The sequence below is a fragment of the Yoonia vestfoldensis genome (genome assembly GCF_002158905.1).
Classification (GTDB): domain Bacteria; phylum Pseudomonadota; class Alphaproteobacteria; order Rhodobacterales; family Rhodobacteraceae; genus Yoonia; species Yoonia vestfoldensis_B.
In genome coordinates, this window is record NZ_CP021431.1 from 3,690,285 (window position 1) to 3,704,944 (window position 14,660).

Below are 14,660 nucleotides of genomic sequence, written 5' to 3' on the forward strand. Positions count from 1 at the left end.
GTGTCCGGTCAAACGGGGGCAAGACCAGTAGTGTAGCTCAGATTTACACAAGCCCAGAGCGGCTCTTTGACGTCTAAAGTGGCAGAAATTTCCGAGATTATCTGGTCTGTATTTCTCTGGAGCTGCGCATCATCCTCAAGTATCAGACCAATATCGCAATCACTTTCAAACAATGTGCGCAGCGCAGCCAAGTGGCTCAAAAAACACCCAACTTCCCCCCGGGTCAAATCCCGCCCAAAAAAATAATTGGCACGTGCTCGGTTATAGAGTTGCGTTGTACTAGCATAGTCTGCTTTCGGCTCAACTGCTCTTGCCCTCGACCAGGCCAAACCAACTTGGGCAAGATCGGCACCGATAGCATTTAGCCTTTCAGGTGATCTGTCCAGATTAATGACTTGAGCAAAAACTGCCTTCATTATCACCACATAGGATTTAAGTCGAAGCATCGCCTTGACCGGCTATAGCTAGCCGATGAGCGGTCAACGAGATCTACTACTCAACACATGCGAACCCAAAAGATCTTTAGGGAGGCGAGTCAATTTGCTGATATCATGCACTCTTCATTAATGTCCAGAAAGTGGATAGACGCTATGGGCTCAATGCGGGCTCGCGGCGACGCAGCACTTTCTACGATAGCAATTAATCACGATATCCTTGCATCCTGTCCAGCGCAAAACACAGAGCTGTCCTTGCAGCCTTGACCGATGCGGGAGTGCGAGGCCATCCAAATCTATTCATGGTTTGGCTGATGGTCAGGTTTTCGACGCACACAGCCTGTACCAAGTCCAAAACACACACGACCCTGCGACCACGATCCGAATGAGCGTGCGCTTTACGAGGCGATAACACCACGTCACGTCCGACCGCCCGATCGAGCGAGGCAAGTCGGCGACTGTCGCGGATCAGGGCATCGATGAACGAGCCTTGCCCACCGCAGCCACCTAAAGCTTCGATTGATGAACACTTGACGCCAGCTGCTGCGCACCGCTCATAGAGCGCGGCATAGTCGCGGCCCGCACTGATCTGGCCAGCCGTGAATAGCGGCGGGGCTTCTTTGCCAGCCCGACCGCGGGCCTTCTCCATCATCACATCGAAGGCGTCGCCACGGCGCAGCGCGTCATGCCCGTTGTGACCGGCCCGCGTGACACGCACATTCCCTGCCTTGGTCAACACCACCTCGCGCGGCTGGAACCGCTGCACCATCCCGCGCGCCGGCGCGACATCGACGATCTCTGGACCGCAGCCATCTGGCCGCGCGGACCGCGCCTTGATCTGATCGATCCGGGCTGTCTCATCCGCCAAATAGCTGCGGACAACGGCAATGTCCTTGCGCTGCACACTCATGCCACCACCTCGACATCCGCATGCCCACGCTTGGCCCGCTCGCTGCGCATCAACGCCTCGCACCGGGCTTGCTGGTCGCGGTACCAGCGTTCAAACTCCAGCTCGCCCGCGTCGATGGCCATCTCAGCCGCGCGCCGTTCGGCGATAATCTGCAAGCGGCGGGCATTCTCGACAGCCTTGGAGGCCACCTGCCGACGCGCGCCATCGGTGACAGGCGGCATCTTACGGTCGGCGATGAACATGAAGGTCTCGACGAGGATGCCCTGCATCGCAGCGCGCGGCCCTTCGATCGAGCCGAACCAGCTGGACAGCGCAGGCAGGTCCTCGATCGGGCGGCGTTGTATCACCTCGGCAAAGGCGATGAACGTGGCATGATCGGGCCAGAAGTTGCGCGAGGATCCTTCGCCCTTGGTCCGCATGATGTCGCGCAAGGCGGCAAGGCTGGCATCGCTGAGATAAGCCAGATCATCGGCGATCCGGTTCAGTACCTTCTTCGCAGCATCAGCATCGACAGAGCGTGGAAACCGGAAGCCCAAAGGATCGAACAGCAGACCCCGCACCCGGTCGCGGTTGCTCTGCGCCACTACGCCTTCATTGTCTAATACTGGCACCTTCTGGCCTGCCACTTGTTCGCTCTCTGTAACTGTCGCCTGCATCTGCTCACCTTCCTTTTCTCAGCCTGACCTGCTCTCTGTCAGGCGCTACACCAGCCGCCGTTCTGTTCCGTTCTGTGTTCTTTTTTTACTTTCCTTTCCTTTTCTTTCCTTTGTGCAGAACTGTTCTAAACTGTGTAAAACTCTGTCGGAACTGTTCCGGAACTGTTCTGGAACAGTTGAAACTGATATGTTTCAACGTCTTACCGTGCGGTTCCGACCCCTCCGAACCACTTCATCTGTGAGGCATGCAGGATTGCCGCGTCATAGGCAGCCTTGCGGCGGTGCCCTTTGACGTTCTCGAGCATCCAGCCATCGATCCGTTCGACCAGCCGGTCATCGCCGACCACGTCCTTGGACAGACCCATGTCCCGCATCGCACTGCGCAGGCGTTGCAGTCGCTGGTACACGGCCTTTTCGGAATTGCTGGCCTCGCGTGCCTCGCGCCGGCCGAGCGCCTGCAACAAGACCTCGGTCACGATCGGATGCATTAGCCGGATTTCATCGCCGCACCGGCAGCGTCGCCACTTGTGCAAAGGGCTGAGTGCCCGCGCACGCAGGTCCTTCCACATTTGAAGATCGATCCGTAGCAAGCGGGCGAGGATGGCGTCGTTGTCGGGCAGCGTGCCGACCGGCGTCTGCTTTTGGGCGATGAAAAACAGGTTCAGCGCGCAGGCCTGCACCTCAAGCGATCCAGTCAGATGCAGTTCACTGTTCAGCCAACGGTCGTGATAGAACGTCGTGAAGTAATGCGCGGCCATACTGGCATCGGTGTCGATCGGATAGTCTGGCAGGTCAGCCACATCGACCACCTGCAATGCGGGGGAAGCTACCATCACACCTTCTCCATTCGCGTTTTGCCGCTATTCTTGTGCATCAGCAGGCGGATGATCTCGGGCCGCACCGCGGGATCGGACAGCCGCTCTGCGCAAGCAGGACCGTCGATGCCTGCTAGGGCACACATCGTATAGAAATCTCTGCTCCGGAACCATGAGGTTGACCGCAGGCGCGCGTCATCCTGCCCATACCGGCGTGTGTACTCGCCATCGATCCCCAGCGCCGTCTTGATGCATGCTGTCAAGGCAGCGGCCCAAAGCGCGCGACAGGCGGCGATCTGGCCGCTGTCCGTGGTCTCGAACCAGTCATTCGGCCATGGCAGGCGATCCGGCTGAGCGTCATGCTGTTCTACGATCATTGATCGGAGCGTCGGCTTTTGCTCCTCGAAGCCTTTGGTGTCGTGTATCATTCAGCACTCCCCAACTTGCCTGTCTCGTTGCCCCAGGCAGCCCAGCCTTTGCGCGTGGTGCGGCTGAACAGCTCCAACCGGCGCGCATGCGGCATCAGCGCCTCGCAGGCGGTAAATGCTTCCTCGGGCTTTTCGGAATGTGCGCGCACGCGCCCTTTGATCGTGATCGATCCGGCTGGCCAGTCGCCACCCTCGGCCACAGAATGGAACCCGTCGTCATAGGTCGGCAGCGTAGATCTGGTCGCGCGCGTGGTTTTCGGCGCCCCGCGCGTGGCGATCAAAAACGGCTCGTTGGATGACCGCAGGATGTAGCCGGTGCCGAAGGCATCCTTGCCGCGCGTCGTGCGCTTGACCCATGTGCCGGCCGTCTTGAATGTGAAGCCCCAGGCCTCGATGCAGGACAGCGCTTCGGGGAGCATTGGATTTGTGGCCCAGAGCCACAGCAAGCAATCGGGCGCGGCCAGCACTGACACGGGCAGCGCCTTGATCCAGTCGATCCCCTCGCATCCATAGTGCGCTGTCGCGTTCTTTTCCGCGCCTGCCTCGGACCAGTTGTCGAACCGCCAGGGCGGGTCGGCCATAATTAGATCAAAGCCGCCCGATGGGCGCAGGTCGATGAAGGATTGCAGGACGGTCATGCGGCCACCCCCGAAAAGGCGGGGATAGGCAGCGCCCGCCCTCGCAGTCCAACAGGGAGGTTGGGGGGCACATCACAGGACCAGCCACGCCCCCCTGGTATGGCCCTCAAAAGGCAGGAACCCGACCTCGGTACGATGTTCAAAAAAGCACGTCCAGCGCGCAGCATGGACAGGGGCGCTGGACGTGCAGGTGGCCGCGCGGCAGTGGCAACGCGGCAGGCACAACCGGACGCTGGTCCTCGGGAGGAGGCAGGCTGCGTCAGGTTATTTGTGAACAACAGAGCGACAGCCATCAGCGGCCTCCCTCAATCTTGTTGAAAAATTTTTCCGCCGCACCACGGAATGCAAGGTACTTTTGGAAAGCCCGGTCGCGCCGGACTTCACAAAAACGACCTGCCAGATACCAGTAGACCCGCCTCATGCCGCGAACCTCTTGAGCGCAGCCTCGGCGCCAGCGATCGCCATCACCAACGTGACGTAACGCAGGCTGGCGTCATTCTCGCAGCGCAGCCAGTTGCGCACCTGACGCGGCGACACGTCGAGAACGCGCGCCGCCTTATGTGCCAGGTCGTGCTCAGACGCGGCGGGGAACGCGAGCCAAAGCAGGTTGGAAAACCAGCGCCTACTGGCGCGGGCGTGGTCATCTAGATTTCCGGCAAGATTTTTCATCGAAGATGCTCCATGTTTGCTGTGTGACGAGCAAGCAGGAAATGAAGCATCTGATGGAAGGCGAAGGGACGCGGTCATGCCGCGTCCTCTTTTGTTTTTGGCCCAGCAAAGATGGGTGGGAAGAAGTGCTCAGGAGTCAAAGGAAGGCCACGCCTACGCGCCTCTTCCATCAGCACTTGCTGACATTCGGATGGTATCAATCCGCCCGAACCACCCTTTTCCTTAGAATAAGTCCATCGGCGAACACGCGTTTCATCGCGCCCTGTGATTTCGGCAACGGCCCGAAAGCCACCGCATACCTCAATGATTGTGCTTGCTGGTTCCATGTGAACTATATTGCGATATTCGCAAATAAGGTCAAGTATAAGTGTTGCGATTTTCGCGGGTTTCGTATCATTGCGATTTCCGCAAGATGCTACTTATGGATGTGATTGACGGAAAATGGATCGCTCAGCGCCTTACCGGCCGGCGCGGTGAGAAGGCAGAGCTTGCACGGCACCTCGGTGTCGGGCCTGATGTTATAACAAAAATACTTTCAGGTGACCGAAAGGTTCAGCCAGAAGAAGCGCCCAGAGCCGTTTCTTTTTTTGATGGCATCAACGGGACTATGGTCGACCGCAAAAAAACTGTCGAGTCTGCACTGGTCGCTGTTTACGACATTCAAGCTAGCGCAGGTGACGGCGCTTACCCTGTTGATGAATATCGCGTAGGAAGTCTCGCTTTTCCAAAAAACTACCTGCGCAGCCTGACTCGCGCCAATCCGCATGATCTGGCAATCATCTCGGTAAAGGGCGACAGCATGCTGCCGACGCTGGCCGATGATGACGTCGTGATGCTCGACACCTCAAAGCGCGATCTGTCCTACGACGGGTTATTCGTGATCAGGGACAACGGCGACGCGTTATTGGTAAAACGTATCGGGCGGGCAAGTCAGCCAGGATGTGTGACCATCATCTCCGACAATCGACAGCTATACGCGTCTGTCGAAAAGGCGCTGACCGATATCGACGTTGTTGGCCGCGTTATCTGGACGGGGGGTAAGGTGTGATGTCGGACGGTTCAGAAATTCATCACCTCACAAAGCGCATATTTAATCTTGAAAAAGAAATGCTTTCTCAAAGGGCTAAGTCCTTTCAGATCATTCAAGCACTATACGCATCAAACCTAGCGATGATGTCTCTGGCGAAATTTGCTACCGCACACAGCAATCAAGCTAAAGAAGATGCGTTTGCAGAGTTCATGTCCCGACTGGACGTTGTTGATGATCGCCTGGCTGATAGAAAAGACGGTGAAGATGGCTGATATCCACGATATTTCTGGTCGCGTTCTAACGCCTGAAGACCTTCAAAGAGAAAAGGCCGTCTTGAATTCGGGCGGCGGCGGTGGCACATTCGATGGTATGGAGCAACGTGTAGACAGACTTGAAGCCAAGATGGACTTGATTGACGGTCGCCTGCGCGGCGTCGAGATAAATCTAGCCACGCTGAGTGAGCGGGTCGCGCACCTGCCATCCAAGGGGTTTATCGTTACTGCGGTGGTGAGCGTCGGCGCGGTCCTTGGTTCCCTTACCCTGTTCGCTGATCGCATAGGGGCGATGCTCGGCGGTTAACGCGGGCACCATTGACACACAAAAGACAGGCAACCAAGCCGCCTCCGGGCGGTTTTTTCATGCGCGCCGCACCCTGACGCTGGTGCAGTGATTCTGGCATATGTAAAGACAAATCGCAATATTTGGTGCGATATTCGCAATTACTTAGTTGACTATTATTGCGATTATCGCAATGTATTCCCATCACCCACCTGATGGAGCGTCACATGTCGAACATCTGCCCCTTCCCCCAGCACGCCGGCCATATGGCGGCCGCGATCGCGGTCACCCTCGCGCCGAACACATCGACCCCGCAGCAGCGGATGATGGCCTGGGCTGCGCTCAAGACCGCCCGCGGCGAAACCATGCATCAGTCCCGCCTCGCCCGGATGCGCGTTCAACCGCACGACGTTGACGCAATACATCACCCTGCCCTGATCGGCGGTGCAGCATGATTGGCGCGATCGATGTCGTCGTGCTGGTCGCCTTGGCAATCGTTGTCTTGAACGGACAACGCGGAGGTGCCGCATGAAATTCCGCTTGGATACGGTAGATCGGGCCAAATACCCCGACCTTTATCGCAACATGGAACGCCGCAACCGTTCGGCGGCTTTCTGGGACAAGCTTTGGCTGGCCGTGCTGGTGATCAGCGCCGCCGTGGTCGGCTGGTTGACGATGCAGATCGGCGACTTGGCTGTGATCGTCGCCGAGATTGGCGGTGCTGCATGAGCGCGGCCTTCGAGTCGACACGGCAAGAGAAATCTGTCGAACGGCGCATTTTAGAGCTTCTTGGCGACAGCACGAGCGAGAGTGATTTGACTTCGCATCGCTGGCTTTCGTGGATGACAAGTGTCCATCACGAAACGATCCAAAGAGAGCTAGACCTACTCGTTCAAGAGCGACTTGTTGAGAAGTTTGTCTGCCACGATTTGCTAAATGTGCGCGCATACTATCGGATCACATCTGATGGTGCTGCACAGATCGGCGGTGCCGCATGAACATCGTGCCCACCTCCTCCGACGCCGCGCTGATCGCGCACCTCATGCATCGCCCCGCCATTGCCGCCCGCTTTCGTGGTCAGGTCATGGAGATGCTGCTGGCTGCACAGCCTGATCCGGCTGAGACGATCATCCGAAATGCAGTCGTCGGTTTCGGCGGCACACTGATTGAGCCCGCGCGGCGCGAGGCTGAATGCGGCCGCATCAGCAGTTGGGGACCGTTCGATTATCAGCTCGACATGCTGCAGTGCTCTGCCACCGGCGCAACCTTTGCCGAGCTGGCCGCGGACTGGGCCAAAGCCGCATGGCGTATGACCCCTGCCGATCAGGTAGCTGCAGAATGACCAAGGCTCCAATCCTTGACCGCGAAAAGCGCCTTGCGTGGGCGCTCGGCATTCTCTCTGACCGCGACGGGCACTCCGTGGCTCGCCTTCGCCGCGCCTGCAAGTCCGTGCTGAACCATGCACCATCCAGCGATTTGGCAAATCGCACCAAGGCCAGCCTGTTGCTCAAGGACCTCCAACCTACGACGCCAGACACAAAGGAAGAATGAGATGATCAGTACAGAGTGTGATGCCCCACCGGTCGCCTATTCCAACGAAGAATTCAGCAAGGCGGTCCAGATCGTTACGCAAAACCAGAAATGCAGCACAAGCTACATCCAGCGTCAGATGGGCATCGGCTACAACCGAGCGGCACGGATCGTCGAGCAGCTGCAGGCTGACGGATATGTCAGTGCAGCGGACCATGTGGGCAGGCGGGAAATTCTTACCACCTCAGGGCCGACGTCTAACGCACCAGACACAAGCTCGGAATCCACACAAATGACAATTCAGGACTGGCTGGAGTCGGGCGACACAGGTGCCAGCGTAAGGGCCATCGTTGCGCATCTGACCGGTATCGGTGAATCGACAGGCATCTACCCGAGCGATGCGGCCGACTTTGGTCGCTGTGAACGCATGCTTGCAACCGTGCCTGGTCTGCGACCCGAACTGCACCGCATGACCGAGATCAACGACTATTGGGCGGCGCTGGTGCCGCAATGGGACGCGATCCGAGGCAGCAGCGATCAGACAGCGATGATCAAAACCATTGTCCAGCCGATCGAGGAGAGAGACCCCGGTCACATCCCCCTCGGCGAAGATGCGCATATGCGGACCGGCAGCAAGATCACGTTCAAGGCGTCAGGGGTCAAAGCAAAACGGAATCATATGAAGCCTGACCCCGAATTCGACGCGGCCCGCGACAAAGTCAATTCCGTGGCTGCCGAAGAGCTACGTCAATTCATCGAGCGCTTCGAGCGCCTCGAGGCTGAAAAGAAGGACATTACCGACGGACAAAAAGAGGTCATGGCCGAAGCGAAAGGTCGTGGCTACGACACCAAGGTCCTGCGCAAGATCATGCCGATCCGCAAGCGTGACGCGAACGACCTCGCTGAGGAACAGGCCGTGATGGACCTCTACATGTCCGCCCTAGGGATGGTGTGATGCAGCAACCCAAACGCATCCAGCTGCGCCGCACCGCCGGTTGGCGCAAGCCTGAGGGCGCTGTCGTCGTCACGCGCGGATCCGCGGCAGCCGGCCGTTTGCCAACCCCTACCAAGGCGACGGCGCCAACCCAGACCACGCCTATCTGGTGCAGCTCTACCGCGCATATCTTGCACGGCCCGAGCAGGCTGAACTGGTGAAGCGGATCAAGCGCGAGCTGCGCGGCAAGGATCTGTGCTGCTGGTGCGCCCTCGACCAACCATGCCACGCCGATGTGCTGCTGGAGATCGCCAACGAGCTAGACGCTCACCGCCAGCGCGGCGGATTTACGGGAGGCATGTGATATGACCTATTTCCTGATGACGATCTACCTCGCCGGATATCCCATCGCAGTGATCCCGTTCCACGACGAAGGCACCTGCGGCGATGCCCTGCCCGCCGTCCACGCTGCCCTTGCGCTGTCACACGATGATATCGCGTTGACCTGCCATGACAGCGGTATCCCACGCCTGCGCCCCGTGGCGCGGCCTGAGCGGGGGCAGCCGGCATGACCCATCAATCGTTTGCACGCCATTGCTTGAAATGGGTAGACCCCAGCGCAATCAACCTCGGCATTTGGTGTGAGTGGAATGCGTCAGGAGCGCTGGAGCCTGTGATATCGGTACAGCGCACTTTTGGCGCTTTTGCGAAAAAATTGTCTTGTTTTCTCAAAACAGACCCGCCGATCGGAGCAGAGACATGACCCAGCAACGACCTTACACAGCCGAAATGCTCGCCAAACGCTGGGAGTGCTCAGCGGAAACGGTGAGGCAGATGATCAGAGACGGAAGGTTGCCAGCCTTCCGGGTCGGGCGCATGATGCGCGTAACACAGCAAGTTGTGGAGCAATACGAATGCGGGACTATCGGATCGGGAGGCTTAAGGGCCGCTTCGTCGTCATGTGGAACGAACCAGACGGCGCGCGGCGACGTTATCGCCTTGCGGCTGACACAGCAAAGGAAGCGGAGCGAGAAGCGCGCGACCTGATCCTGCAAACAACTGCTCCGACCTCCGGCCTGACGGTTGCCCAAATATGGGAAGCGTACCGCGTCGAGATGGGCGAACGGAGACAAGCTGCAAAGTTGGCTCAGACCGGTCGTAATGTGCTACCCGAACTCGGACACATGACCGCAGAGCATATCAGCTCCGACGACTGTCGTGCCTACATAGCGAAGCGGCGCGCGGCTGGACGGATGGATGGGACCATTAGGACCGAGCTTGGCTGCTTGAGGTCCGCCTTGATCTGGGCGCAGCGCCAGCAGTTGATCAACCGCGGGCCGCGAATAGAAATGCCTCAGACGCCACCGCCGCGGGAACGGTACCTGTCGCGGCGGGAGGTTTCCGCGCTGATCGAAGCTGCGATCGAACCACATATCCGTTTGGCGATCTTGTTGATGCTGACGACAGCAGGCAGATCGGGTGCGCTGTTCGAGCTGACCTGGAATCGCGTCGATCTCGAACGCCGGGTGATCAAACTATCGAGCAGCGATATCGGGCCGCGGAAGGGCAGGGCAACGGTGCCGATCAATGACACGCTTGTCGCCGCGCTGCAGACCGCGCGCCAAGCGGCACTGTCAGACTATGTGATCGAATGGGGCGGGCGTCGGGTACGGTCAATCAAGACAGGCTTCAACGCGGCTGTGTTGCGGGCAGGGATTGCGCATTGCACGCCGCATGATCTGCGCCGCACGGCCGGCAGGTTCATGGCAGAGGCTGGCGTGCCAATTGAGGAAATCGCGCAGTATCTTGGTCACACCAATCCGAACGTCACGCGGTCGACCTATAGCAAGTTCAGTCCGGAGTATCTCAGAAAAGCGGCGAGTGCGCTCGAGTTTTGAACGTGGCGTCTTTAGGTTAACTTTAGCAGGCTCACGGAACAAACAAGTCATAGTGCACTTTTTTTAACCAACGCACGAGACTGTTATAGCTTTCGGTTAGCCAATCGGACATCAATGCGCTGAAAGACATCCTTTCAAGCAAATTGCGATTTGAAAGAGCCTCTGCGTTTGCGCAAATAACTAAAAGTTCAGTCACCCTTTGTGCGTCAATCTTATGAGTAGACTCATCTAGCTCTCCATCGACATAAAGCGCAACATGAGAAATATCTCCGAATAGATCGCTCATTTCGTCTTTAGATTTCTCCGGAACATTAGTGCTATCATATGCGTAGGGAAATAGATGCTGGAAGTAAGTAACCGAACCCTGAAGCTGAACCATTCGATCGACTGAGTATTCGCTAGCCCAATACGAAACTCCCTTTTCGGAAATATCTTTGATCGCCTTTGATATAATTTCCCGTACGTGCTTTATGTGATCTCTTCTATGATTTACGGAGGTTATTATGAGGGTAAAAATAGCGCCAAGCACAAATGGTAAAAGAAGTCTGAGAATTAACCCTACTTCTATAACGCTTGCCGAAGCCGCTTCAGGAGACATTAATTTGCCTTAGAGGCGTCAGATTTACTTGCGGCCGCTTCATTTACATACCGCATAATCATTTCAACGTATGGCTTGTTTGCCATGTTGTACTTAAAGACAAACTTACGCTTGAAGTCGCTCGCGCTGATCACACCCAGCTTAATGAGACCGGCAAAAGCCTCATCAAGAAAAGACGGCTGAAAGGTAAAAATATCGGTGAGGTCGACCTCAAGCTGATCAGCACCACCACCCAAAGCCGGGCGTAGTACCGAATCGCGAAACTCCTCACCACTGTGGGTGCCGAAGCGCTTGAAGCGCCCGCCAGGAAATCTGGAAAAATCTCTTACGCGAATCGTTTGCATGACCCTATCCATATAGCTGCATACGCCAAACAATCAAGGTGCCGGGCATCTCTTCAGGCAAGAGACTGCACCGACCAACGTCTCCCTTTTTAACATAGAAATGAGCGCGGCGGGTAAAAATCTCTACAGTGCCATCTTGGCAATCGTCGATTGTCGTGGCGATGTGAGCAAGCCCCTTGCCCCCGCCCGCAACGCCCGATGTCGTGGCAAGATACTTTAAAGCGACCTGCAGCCGTTTGTGATCTAGCTCATGGCCAACTTCTTCGGTAACGCTCCTGCGAAGATATCGTCGGAAAACACCCTGCACATAGGTTCTCACCCCGCGCTGATCATCCAAAACGCTTCCGGCAATAGACCCTGGAATTGACACACCGCAATCATAGCAAGCCACCATCACCTCACCTGACTTAGGATTACTAACGCCCCCTACCCACCAACGCCGCCTTACGTCTTTTGGTATACCGTCATGGTACGCATGTCTTACAGAGTTTTCTACAGCCTCCAAAATAGCGCTTGCAACCCGACTGGAAGTTTCTTCATCAATAATAGTTTTCGATGCGCGTTCTCTAATATTATTGAATGCTTCAATTAGGTCCTGTAGATAAGTAACTGGCTTTGCGGGGATATGTAAAACCTCACTTTCAAACGCTCGAATTGGCAATTCTCCCACCACATTACCGGCCGATGGTAGCCCCTTGAAGTCAAGCCATTTAAAAAACCCAATCTGAGCAAAAGTTTCCTTTACCCCTGCGTCCCATTCATCGTAGTCAAAAACTCGAAAATCTCCACCGCGCCTTTGATATACGTCATAAACGGCACAAAGTATTAAGGCCGTCGCCGGGCATATCTCTTTCAGATTGGTAAAGTCAAAATACTCCGAAGGCGCACCCGTGCCTTTTCGACGCCTTTTTCTGTTTTTCTTATTTTGGAGAGAAACAAAAGACAGAAATTTCAGGGTTTCTTCACGATTTTTTTCAAGAGAAAGAATCTCTGGAATTTGCACCTTCTTAATATCAGGCATATTACCCTTGTGGATCTTTGGGCGCGGCACTAACTTCCCGCGCCTCTTGCGCTGAAGATACGCCTTCCGCCGATACCTACCGTAAGCCGATCGATTTCGCCTTAAGCGGTCTTGCAAAATTCTGTTCCGGTAAAATTTCTTCAAAATCAATAAACCCGATCCGCAATCTGCCGAGCTACTAAAGCTTTCATCTGCGCCTGGCTAGACTTGTTGCGCGAAACTTCGGCGCGGTGGAGGTTTCCGTCGTACAACGTCAAATGTACCTTGAACGGCTCAGTAAACCAAAGAGCAACCCTTTTTATGGCTTCCTTTTCATATAGAAAGTATAAAATACAAAGTTTTGAATGGTGACCCCGGCAGGATTCGAACCTGCAACCTGCCCCTTAGGAGGGGGCTGCTCTATCCTGTTGAGCCACGGGGCCGCCGGTTTGTTCAATGCCTGCGTTTGCTTGTCTGGTCAACGTCTCTCGGGGCGGCTAACCTTGGTCAAACGACAAGACAGGACCATGCCTTTGACCAGCGATCCCAAACGCCCCCTGACCCTGCGCGATGTCTCCGAAGCATCGGGCGTCAGTGAAATGACCGTCAGCCGCGTCTTGCGCAACAAGGGCGATGTCAGCGCGGCAACCCGCCAAAAGGTGCAGGATGCCGCCAAACGGCTGGGCTATGTGCCCAACAAGATCGCGGGTGCGCTGGCCTCGTCGCGGGTGAACCTTGTGGCGGTGATCATCCCGTCGCTGGGCAATATGGTCTTCCCCGAGGTGCTGGCCGGTATATCAGAAGTGTTGGAAGACACTGACCTGCAACCGGTTGTGGGCGTCACCGATTACCTGCCCGAGAAAGAAGAAAAGGTCTTGTTCGAGATGCTGTCATGGCGGCCATCCGGCGTCATCATCGCAGGGCTGGAACATTCCGAGGCCTCGCGTGCCATGCTGCGGCAGGCGGGCATCCCGGTGGTCGAGATCATGGATACCGATGGCGAGCCGATTGACACTTGCGTGGGCATTTCGCATCGCCGCGCAGGGCGCAAGATGGCCGAGGAAATCATCGCCGCTGGCTATCAAAAGATCGGGTTCATGGGCACGAAAATGCCGCTGGATCACCGCGCGCGCAAACGCTTTGAAGGGTTCACCCGCACGCTGGCCAAGGCCGGGATCGAGATTGCGGATCAGGAATTCTATTCCGGCGGATCCGCATTGGCCAAGGGCCGCGAGATGACGGCCAAGATGATCTCGCGCAGTCCAGATCTGGATTTTCTTTATTATTCCAATGACATGATCGGCGCGGGCGGCTTGCTGTATCTGCTGGAACAGGGCGTTGCAATCCCCGACCAGATCGGGATTGCCGCGTTCAATGGTGTGGAATTGCTGGACGGTCTGCCGCGTCAATTGGCGACGATGGATGCCTGCCGCCGTGAAATCGGGGTCAAGGCCGCGCAGATCATCGTGGCGCGCAATCTGGGGCTGGCAAGCGAGGATGCAACGACCGTCACGCTCAGCCCGAAACTGTCACCGGGCGAGACCTTGCGGCGCGGCTAAACCATCTTGATGACATTCTTGTCGATGGCCAGCATATAGCCTTTGCGCGCGATATTCTTGACCAGAAGTTCGCTGACCAGCTGATTGCCCAAAGTATCGCGCAGCCGCTTGATGCGGGTCGCGCCCGCCGCCTCGTCGCAATCAGACGGGTCGCGGCCGGAAATCACGCCTTCGATCTCGGCGCCTGACAGCACCTCGTCATCCATGCGCGCCTCGGCCAGAACGGACAGGGTTTCAAGCGCGGCATCGGTCAGTTTGAATTCGAAATCATTCAGATAGACCGATTTCTGGTCGCGGCTGATCAGCAGGGAATTCACCTCTATCCCCTGCCGTTCGATCCGGCCCATGCGGCGGTTCAGCGCGATCAGCATCACCAGAAAGGCCACGGCGGCGACCAGCAGTGCGGTGGCAAAGATCAGCAGCACGAAGATCACGAAACGGTAAGACGCCAGCGTATCCGAAAATGCGGTGCCCGATTGCGCAAGGATTTCCAGCAGCTTGATTTCGGCATTGCCGGTCAGCGTGTCATTCTCGACGAACAGCCGCTCGACGCGCATGTTGAACGCATTGGCATCGGGCAGGTTGATGAACAGCAAGACCGCCGTGATGCCCAGAATGACGACAATGGCGGCAATGCCGGCCACCACGATCCTGTTGCC

At 56.8% G+C, this 14,660-nt stretch carries 25 protein-coding genes, 1 tRNA gene and 1 pseudogene; 15 read left to right on the forward strand and 12 right to left on the reverse strand.

Annotated elements, in window-relative coordinates; genetic code table 11:
* Positions 1-8: 8 nt before the first annotated feature.
* From LOKVESSMR4R_RS18480 to LOKVESSMR4R_RS18510, 7 genes are all read right to left on the reverse strand, one after another.
* The gene (locus LOKVESSMR4R_RS18480) at positions 9-446 is read right to left on the reverse strand and encodes a glycosyltransferase family 25 protein (protein ID WP_087211872.1); all 438 of its coding nucleotides are present in this window, start codon (positions 444-446) and stop codon (positions 9-11) included.
* A gap of 193 nt (positions 447-639) precedes the next feature.
* Positions 640-1,344: a hypothetical protein gene (locus LOKVESSMR4R_RS18485; RefSeq protein WP_087211875.1), complete on the reverse strand. Its 705-nt coding sequence runs from the start codon at positions 1,342-1,344 to the stop codon at positions 640-642.
* A complete protein-coding gene (locus LOKVESSMR4R_RS18490; RefSeq protein ID WP_157898272.1) occupies positions 1,341-2,000 on the reverse strand; it encodes a hypothetical protein in 660 nt (219 codons plus the stop codon). Before LOKVESSMR4R_RS18490 ends, LOKVESSMR4R_RS18485 begins: the two co-directional genes overlap by 4 nt.
* 200 nt (positions 2,001-2,200) lie before the next feature.
* Positions 2,201-2,800: a hypothetical protein gene (locus LOKVESSMR4R_RS18495; protein ID WP_157898273.1), complete on the reverse strand. Its 600-nt coding sequence runs from the start codon at positions 2,798-2,800 to the stop codon at positions 2,201-2,203.
* A 32-nt stretch (positions 2,801-2,832) separates the two neighbouring features.
* Positions 2,833-3,243 (reverse strand): hypothetical protein, encoded by a 411-nt coding sequence (locus LOKVESSMR4R_RS18500; protein ID WP_087211883.1) that lies wholly within the window; start codon positions 3,241-3,243, stop codon positions 2,833-2,835.
* Positions 3,240-3,881, reverse strand: a complete 642-nt coding sequence (locus LOKVESSMR4R_RS18505) for an MT-A70 family methyltransferase (protein ID WP_087211886.1) — start codon at positions 3,879-3,881, stop codon at positions 3,240-3,242. Before LOKVESSMR4R_RS18505 ends, LOKVESSMR4R_RS18500 begins: the two co-directional genes overlap by 4 nt.
* Before the next feature lie 417 nt (positions 3,882-4,298).
* Positions 4,299-4,550: a hypothetical protein gene (locus LOKVESSMR4R_RS18510; protein ID WP_087211889.1), complete on the reverse strand. Its 252-nt coding sequence runs from the start codon at positions 4,548-4,550 to the stop codon at positions 4,299-4,301.
* A 421-nt stretch (positions 4,551-4,971) separates the two neighbouring features.
* On the opposite strand from LOKVESSMR4R_RS18510, the gene LOKVESSMR4R_RS18515 reads away from it, so the two are divergent.
* The 14 genes and pseudogenes from LOKVESSMR4R_RS18515 to LOKVESSMR4R_RS18565 all read left to right on the forward strand — a co-directional run bounded on the left by LOKVESSMR4R_RS18515 (position 4,972) and on the right by LOKVESSMR4R_RS18565 (position 10,500).
* Positions 4,972-5,598 (forward strand): S24 family peptidase, encoded by a 627-nt coding sequence (locus tag LOKVESSMR4R_RS18515; RefSeq protein WP_237331849.1) that lies wholly within the window; start codon positions 4,972-4,974, stop codon positions 5,596-5,598.
* Positions 5,598-5,852: a hypothetical protein gene (locus tag LOKVESSMR4R_RS20325; protein ID WP_157898274.1), complete on the forward strand. Its 255-nt coding sequence runs from the start codon at positions 5,598-5,600 to the stop codon at positions 5,850-5,852. Before LOKVESSMR4R_RS18515 ends, LOKVESSMR4R_RS20325 begins: the two co-directional genes overlap by 1 nt.
* Entirely contained in the window at positions 5,812-6,159 is a 348-nt protein-coding gene (locus tag LOKVESSMR4R_RS18520; RefSeq protein WP_087211895.1) for a hypothetical protein, read from the forward strand. The genes LOKVESSMR4R_RS20325 and LOKVESSMR4R_RS18520 overlap by 41 nt, the downstream gene beginning before the upstream one ends.
* A 206-nt stretch (positions 6,160-6,365) precedes the next feature.
* Positions 6,366-6,593 carry a hypothetical protein gene (locus LOKVESSMR4R_RS18525; RefSeq protein WP_157898275.1) on the forward strand — a complete coding sequence of 76 codons (228 nt, stop codon included), beginning with the start codon at positions 6,366-6,368 and terminating at the stop codon, positions 6,591-6,593.
* Between the two features lie 73 nt (positions 6,594-6,666).
* Positions 6,667-6,867, forward strand: a complete 201-nt coding sequence (locus LOKVESSMR4R_RS18530) for a hypothetical protein (RefSeq protein ID WP_087211902.1) — start codon at positions 6,667-6,669, stop codon at positions 6,865-6,867.
* A complete protein-coding gene (locus tag LOKVESSMR4R_RS18535; protein WP_087211905.1) occupies positions 6,864-7,136 on the forward strand; it encodes a hypothetical protein in 273 nt (90 codons plus the stop codon). The genes LOKVESSMR4R_RS18530 and LOKVESSMR4R_RS18535 overlap by 4 nt, the downstream gene beginning before the upstream one ends.
* On the forward strand, positions 7,133-7,480 hold the full coding sequence (locus LOKVESSMR4R_RS18540) for a hypothetical protein (protein WP_087211908.1): 348 nt from the start codon (positions 7,133-7,135) through the stop codon (positions 7,478-7,480). The genes LOKVESSMR4R_RS18535 and LOKVESSMR4R_RS18540 overlap by 4 nt, the downstream gene beginning before the upstream one ends.
* The gene (locus LOKVESSMR4R_RS20395; protein ID WP_162290744.1) at positions 7,477-7,689 is read left to right on the forward strand and encodes a hypothetical protein; all 213 of its coding nucleotides are present in this window, start codon (positions 7,477-7,479) and stop codon (positions 7,687-7,689) included. The genes LOKVESSMR4R_RS18540 and LOKVESSMR4R_RS20395 overlap by 4 nt, the downstream gene beginning before the upstream one ends.
* Position 7,690: 1 nt before the next feature.
* Positions 7,691-7,897: pseudogene (locus LOKVESSMR4R_RS20670) on the forward strand (DNA translocase FtsK); the annotation flags it as partial.
* Between the two features lie 450 nt (positions 7,898-8,347).
* Entirely contained in the window at positions 8,348-8,623 is a 276-nt protein-coding gene (locus LOKVESSMR4R_RS20675) for a DUF2312 domain-containing protein (protein WP_237331973.1), read from the forward strand.
* A gap of 79 nt (positions 8,624-8,702) precedes the next feature.
* On the forward strand, positions 8,703-8,966 hold the full coding sequence (locus tag LOKVESSMR4R_RS18550) for a DUF4326 domain-containing protein (RefSeq protein ID WP_157898303.1): 264 nt from the start codon (positions 8,703-8,705) through the stop codon (positions 8,964-8,966).
* Between the two features lies 1 nt (position 8,967).
* Complete coding sequence (locus LOKVESSMR4R_RS18555; protein WP_087211914.1) at positions 8,968-9,174, forward strand: hypothetical protein; 207 nt, start codon at positions 8,968-8,970, stop codon at positions 9,172-9,174.
* Between the two features lie 217 nt (positions 9,175-9,391).
* Positions 9,392-9,649 (forward strand): excisionase family DNA-binding protein, encoded by a 258-nt coding sequence (locus tag LOKVESSMR4R_RS20800; RefSeq protein WP_420645920.1) that lies wholly within the window; start codon positions 9,392-9,394, stop codon positions 9,647-9,649.
* Positions 9,562-10,500, forward strand: a complete 939-nt coding sequence (locus LOKVESSMR4R_RS18565) for a tyrosine-type recombinase/integrase (protein WP_237331850.1) — start codon at positions 9,562-9,564, stop codon at positions 10,498-10,500. Before LOKVESSMR4R_RS20800 ends, LOKVESSMR4R_RS18565 begins: the two co-directional genes overlap by 88 nt.
* 31 nt (positions 10,501-10,531) lie before the next feature.
* On the opposite strand, the gene LOKVESSMR4R_RS20330 is transcribed toward LOKVESSMR4R_RS18565, so the two are convergent.
* The 4 genes from LOKVESSMR4R_RS20330 to LOKVESSMR4R_RS18585 all read right to left on the reverse strand — a co-directional run bounded on the left by LOKVESSMR4R_RS20330 (position 10,532) and on the right by LOKVESSMR4R_RS18585 (position 12,885).
* Complete coding sequence (locus LOKVESSMR4R_RS20330) at positions 10,532-11,098, reverse strand: hypothetical protein (RefSeq protein ID WP_157898276.1); 567 nt, start codon at positions 11,096-11,098, stop codon at positions 10,532-10,534.
* Positions 11,098-11,442 (reverse strand): STAS-like domain-containing protein, encoded by a 345-nt coding sequence (locus LOKVESSMR4R_RS18575; protein ID WP_157898277.1) that lies wholly within the window; start codon positions 11,440-11,442, stop codon positions 11,098-11,100. Before LOKVESSMR4R_RS18575 ends, LOKVESSMR4R_RS20330 begins: the two co-directional genes overlap by 1 nt.
* A 4-nt stretch (positions 11,443-11,446) precedes the next feature.
* Complete coding sequence (locus tag LOKVESSMR4R_RS20335) at positions 11,447-12,463, reverse strand: hypothetical protein (RefSeq protein ID WP_157898278.1); 1,017 nt, start codon at positions 12,461-12,463, stop codon at positions 11,447-11,449.
* 345 nt (positions 12,464-12,808) lie between these two features.
* Positions 12,809-12,885: transfer RNA gene (locus LOKVESSMR4R_RS18585), tRNA-Arg, on the reverse strand.
* An 84-nt stretch (positions 12,886-12,969) separates the two neighbouring features.
* On the opposite strand from LOKVESSMR4R_RS18585, the gene LOKVESSMR4R_RS18590 reads away from it, so the two are divergent.
* Entirely contained in the window at positions 12,970-14,001 is a 1,032-nt protein-coding gene (locus tag LOKVESSMR4R_RS18590) for a LacI family DNA-binding transcriptional regulator (RefSeq protein WP_087211929.1), read from the forward strand.
* Here the strand turns inward: LOKVESSMR4R_RS18590 and LOKVESSMR4R_RS18595 are convergent.
* The gene (locus tag LOKVESSMR4R_RS18595; protein ID WP_087211931.1) at positions 13,998-14,648 is read right to left on the reverse strand and encodes a helix-turn-helix domain-containing protein; all 651 of its coding nucleotides are present in this window, start codon (positions 14,646-14,648) and stop codon (positions 13,998-14,000) included. The two genes, LOKVESSMR4R_RS18590 and LOKVESSMR4R_RS18595, sit on opposite strands and share 4 nt — an antisense overlap.
* Positions 14,649-14,660 lie beyond the last annotated feature (12 nt).

Bases quoted from the DNA above. Each gene is read 5' to 3' on its own strand.
- LOKVESSMR4R_RS18480 (WP_087211872.1), bottom strand. From the start codon at position 446: ATGCTTCGACTTAAATCCTATGTGGTGATAATGAAGGCAGTTTTTGCT.
- LOKVESSMR4R_RS18485 (WP_087211875.1), bottom strand. From the start codon at position 1,344: ATGAGTGTGCAGCGCAAGGACATTGCCGTTGTCCGCAGCTATTTGGCG.
- LOKVESSMR4R_RS18490 (WP_157898272.1), bottom strand. From the start codon at position 2,000: ATGCAGGCGACAGTTACAGAGAGCGAACAAGTGGCAGGCCAGAAGGTG.
- LOKVESSMR4R_RS18500 (WP_087211883.1), bottom strand. From the start codon at position 3,243: ATGATACACGACACCAAAGGCTTCGAGGAGCAAAAGCCGACGCTCCGA.
- LOKVESSMR4R_RS18505 (WP_087211886.1), bottom strand. From the start codon at position 3,881: ATGACCGTCCTGCAATCCTTCATCGACCTGCGCCCATCGGGCGGCTTT.
- LOKVESSMR4R_RS18510 (WP_087211889.1), bottom strand. From the start codon at position 4,550: ATGAAAAATCTTGCCGGAAATCTAGATGACCACGCCCGCGCCAGTAGG.
- LOKVESSMR4R_RS18515 (WP_237331849.1), top strand. From the start codon at position 4,972: ATGGATGTGATTGACGGAAAATGGATCGCTCAGCGCCTTACCGGCCGG.
- LOKVESSMR4R_RS20325 (WP_157898274.1), top strand. From the start codon at position 5,598: ATGTCGGACGGTTCAGAAATTCATCACCTCACAAAGCGCATATTTAAT.
- LOKVESSMR4R_RS18520 (WP_087211895.1), top strand. From the start codon at position 5,812: ATGATCGCCTGGCTGATAGAAAAGACGGTGAAGATGGCTGATATCCAC.
- LOKVESSMR4R_RS18525 (WP_157898275.1), top strand. From the start codon at position 6,366: ATGTCGAACATCTGCCCCTTCCCCCAGCACGCCGGCCATATGGCGGCC.
- LOKVESSMR4R_RS18530 (WP_087211902.1), top strand. From the start codon at position 6,667: ATGAAATTCCGCTTGGATACGGTAGATCGGGCCAAATACCCCGACCTT.
- LOKVESSMR4R_RS18535 (WP_087211905.1), top strand. From the start codon at position 6,864: ATGAGCGCGGCCTTCGAGTCGACACGGCAAGAGAAATCTGTCGAACGG.
- LOKVESSMR4R_RS18540 (WP_087211908.1), top strand. From the start codon at position 7,133: ATGAACATCGTGCCCACCTCCTCCGACGCCGCGCTGATCGCGCACCTC.
- LOKVESSMR4R_RS20395 (WP_162290744.1), top strand. From the start codon at position 7,477: ATGACCAAGGCTCCAATCCTTGACCGCGAAAAGCGCCTTGCGTGGGCG.
- LOKVESSMR4R_RS20675 (WP_237331973.1), top strand. From the start codon at position 8,348: ATGAAGCCTGACCCCGAATTCGACGCGGCCCGCGACAAAGTCAATTCC.
- LOKVESSMR4R_RS18555 (WP_087211914.1), top strand. From the start codon at position 8,968: ATGACCTATTTCCTGATGACGATCTACCTCGCCGGATATCCCATCGCA.
- LOKVESSMR4R_RS20800 (WP_420645920.1), top strand. From the start codon at position 9,392: ATGCTCGCCAAACGCTGGGAGTGCTCAGCGGAAACGGTGAGGCAGATG.
- LOKVESSMR4R_RS18565 (WP_237331850.1), top strand. From the start codon at position 9,562: ATGTGGAACGAACCAGACGGCGCGCGGCGACGTTATCGCCTTGCGGCT.
- LOKVESSMR4R_RS20330 (WP_157898276.1), bottom strand. From the start codon at position 11,098: ATGTCTCCTGAAGCGGCTTCGGCAAGCGTTATAGAAGTAGGGTTAATT.
- LOKVESSMR4R_RS18575 (WP_157898277.1), bottom strand. From the start codon at position 11,442: ATGCAAACGATTCGCGTAAGAGATTTTTCCAGATTTCCTGGCGGGCGC.
- LOKVESSMR4R_RS20335 (WP_157898278.1), bottom strand. From the start codon at position 12,463: ATGCCTGATATTAAGAAGGTGCAAATTCCAGAGATTCTTTCTCTTGAA.
- LOKVESSMR4R_RS18590 (WP_087211929.1), top strand. From the start codon at position 12,970: ATGCCTTTGACCAGCGATCCCAAACGCCCCCTGACCCTGCGCGATGTC.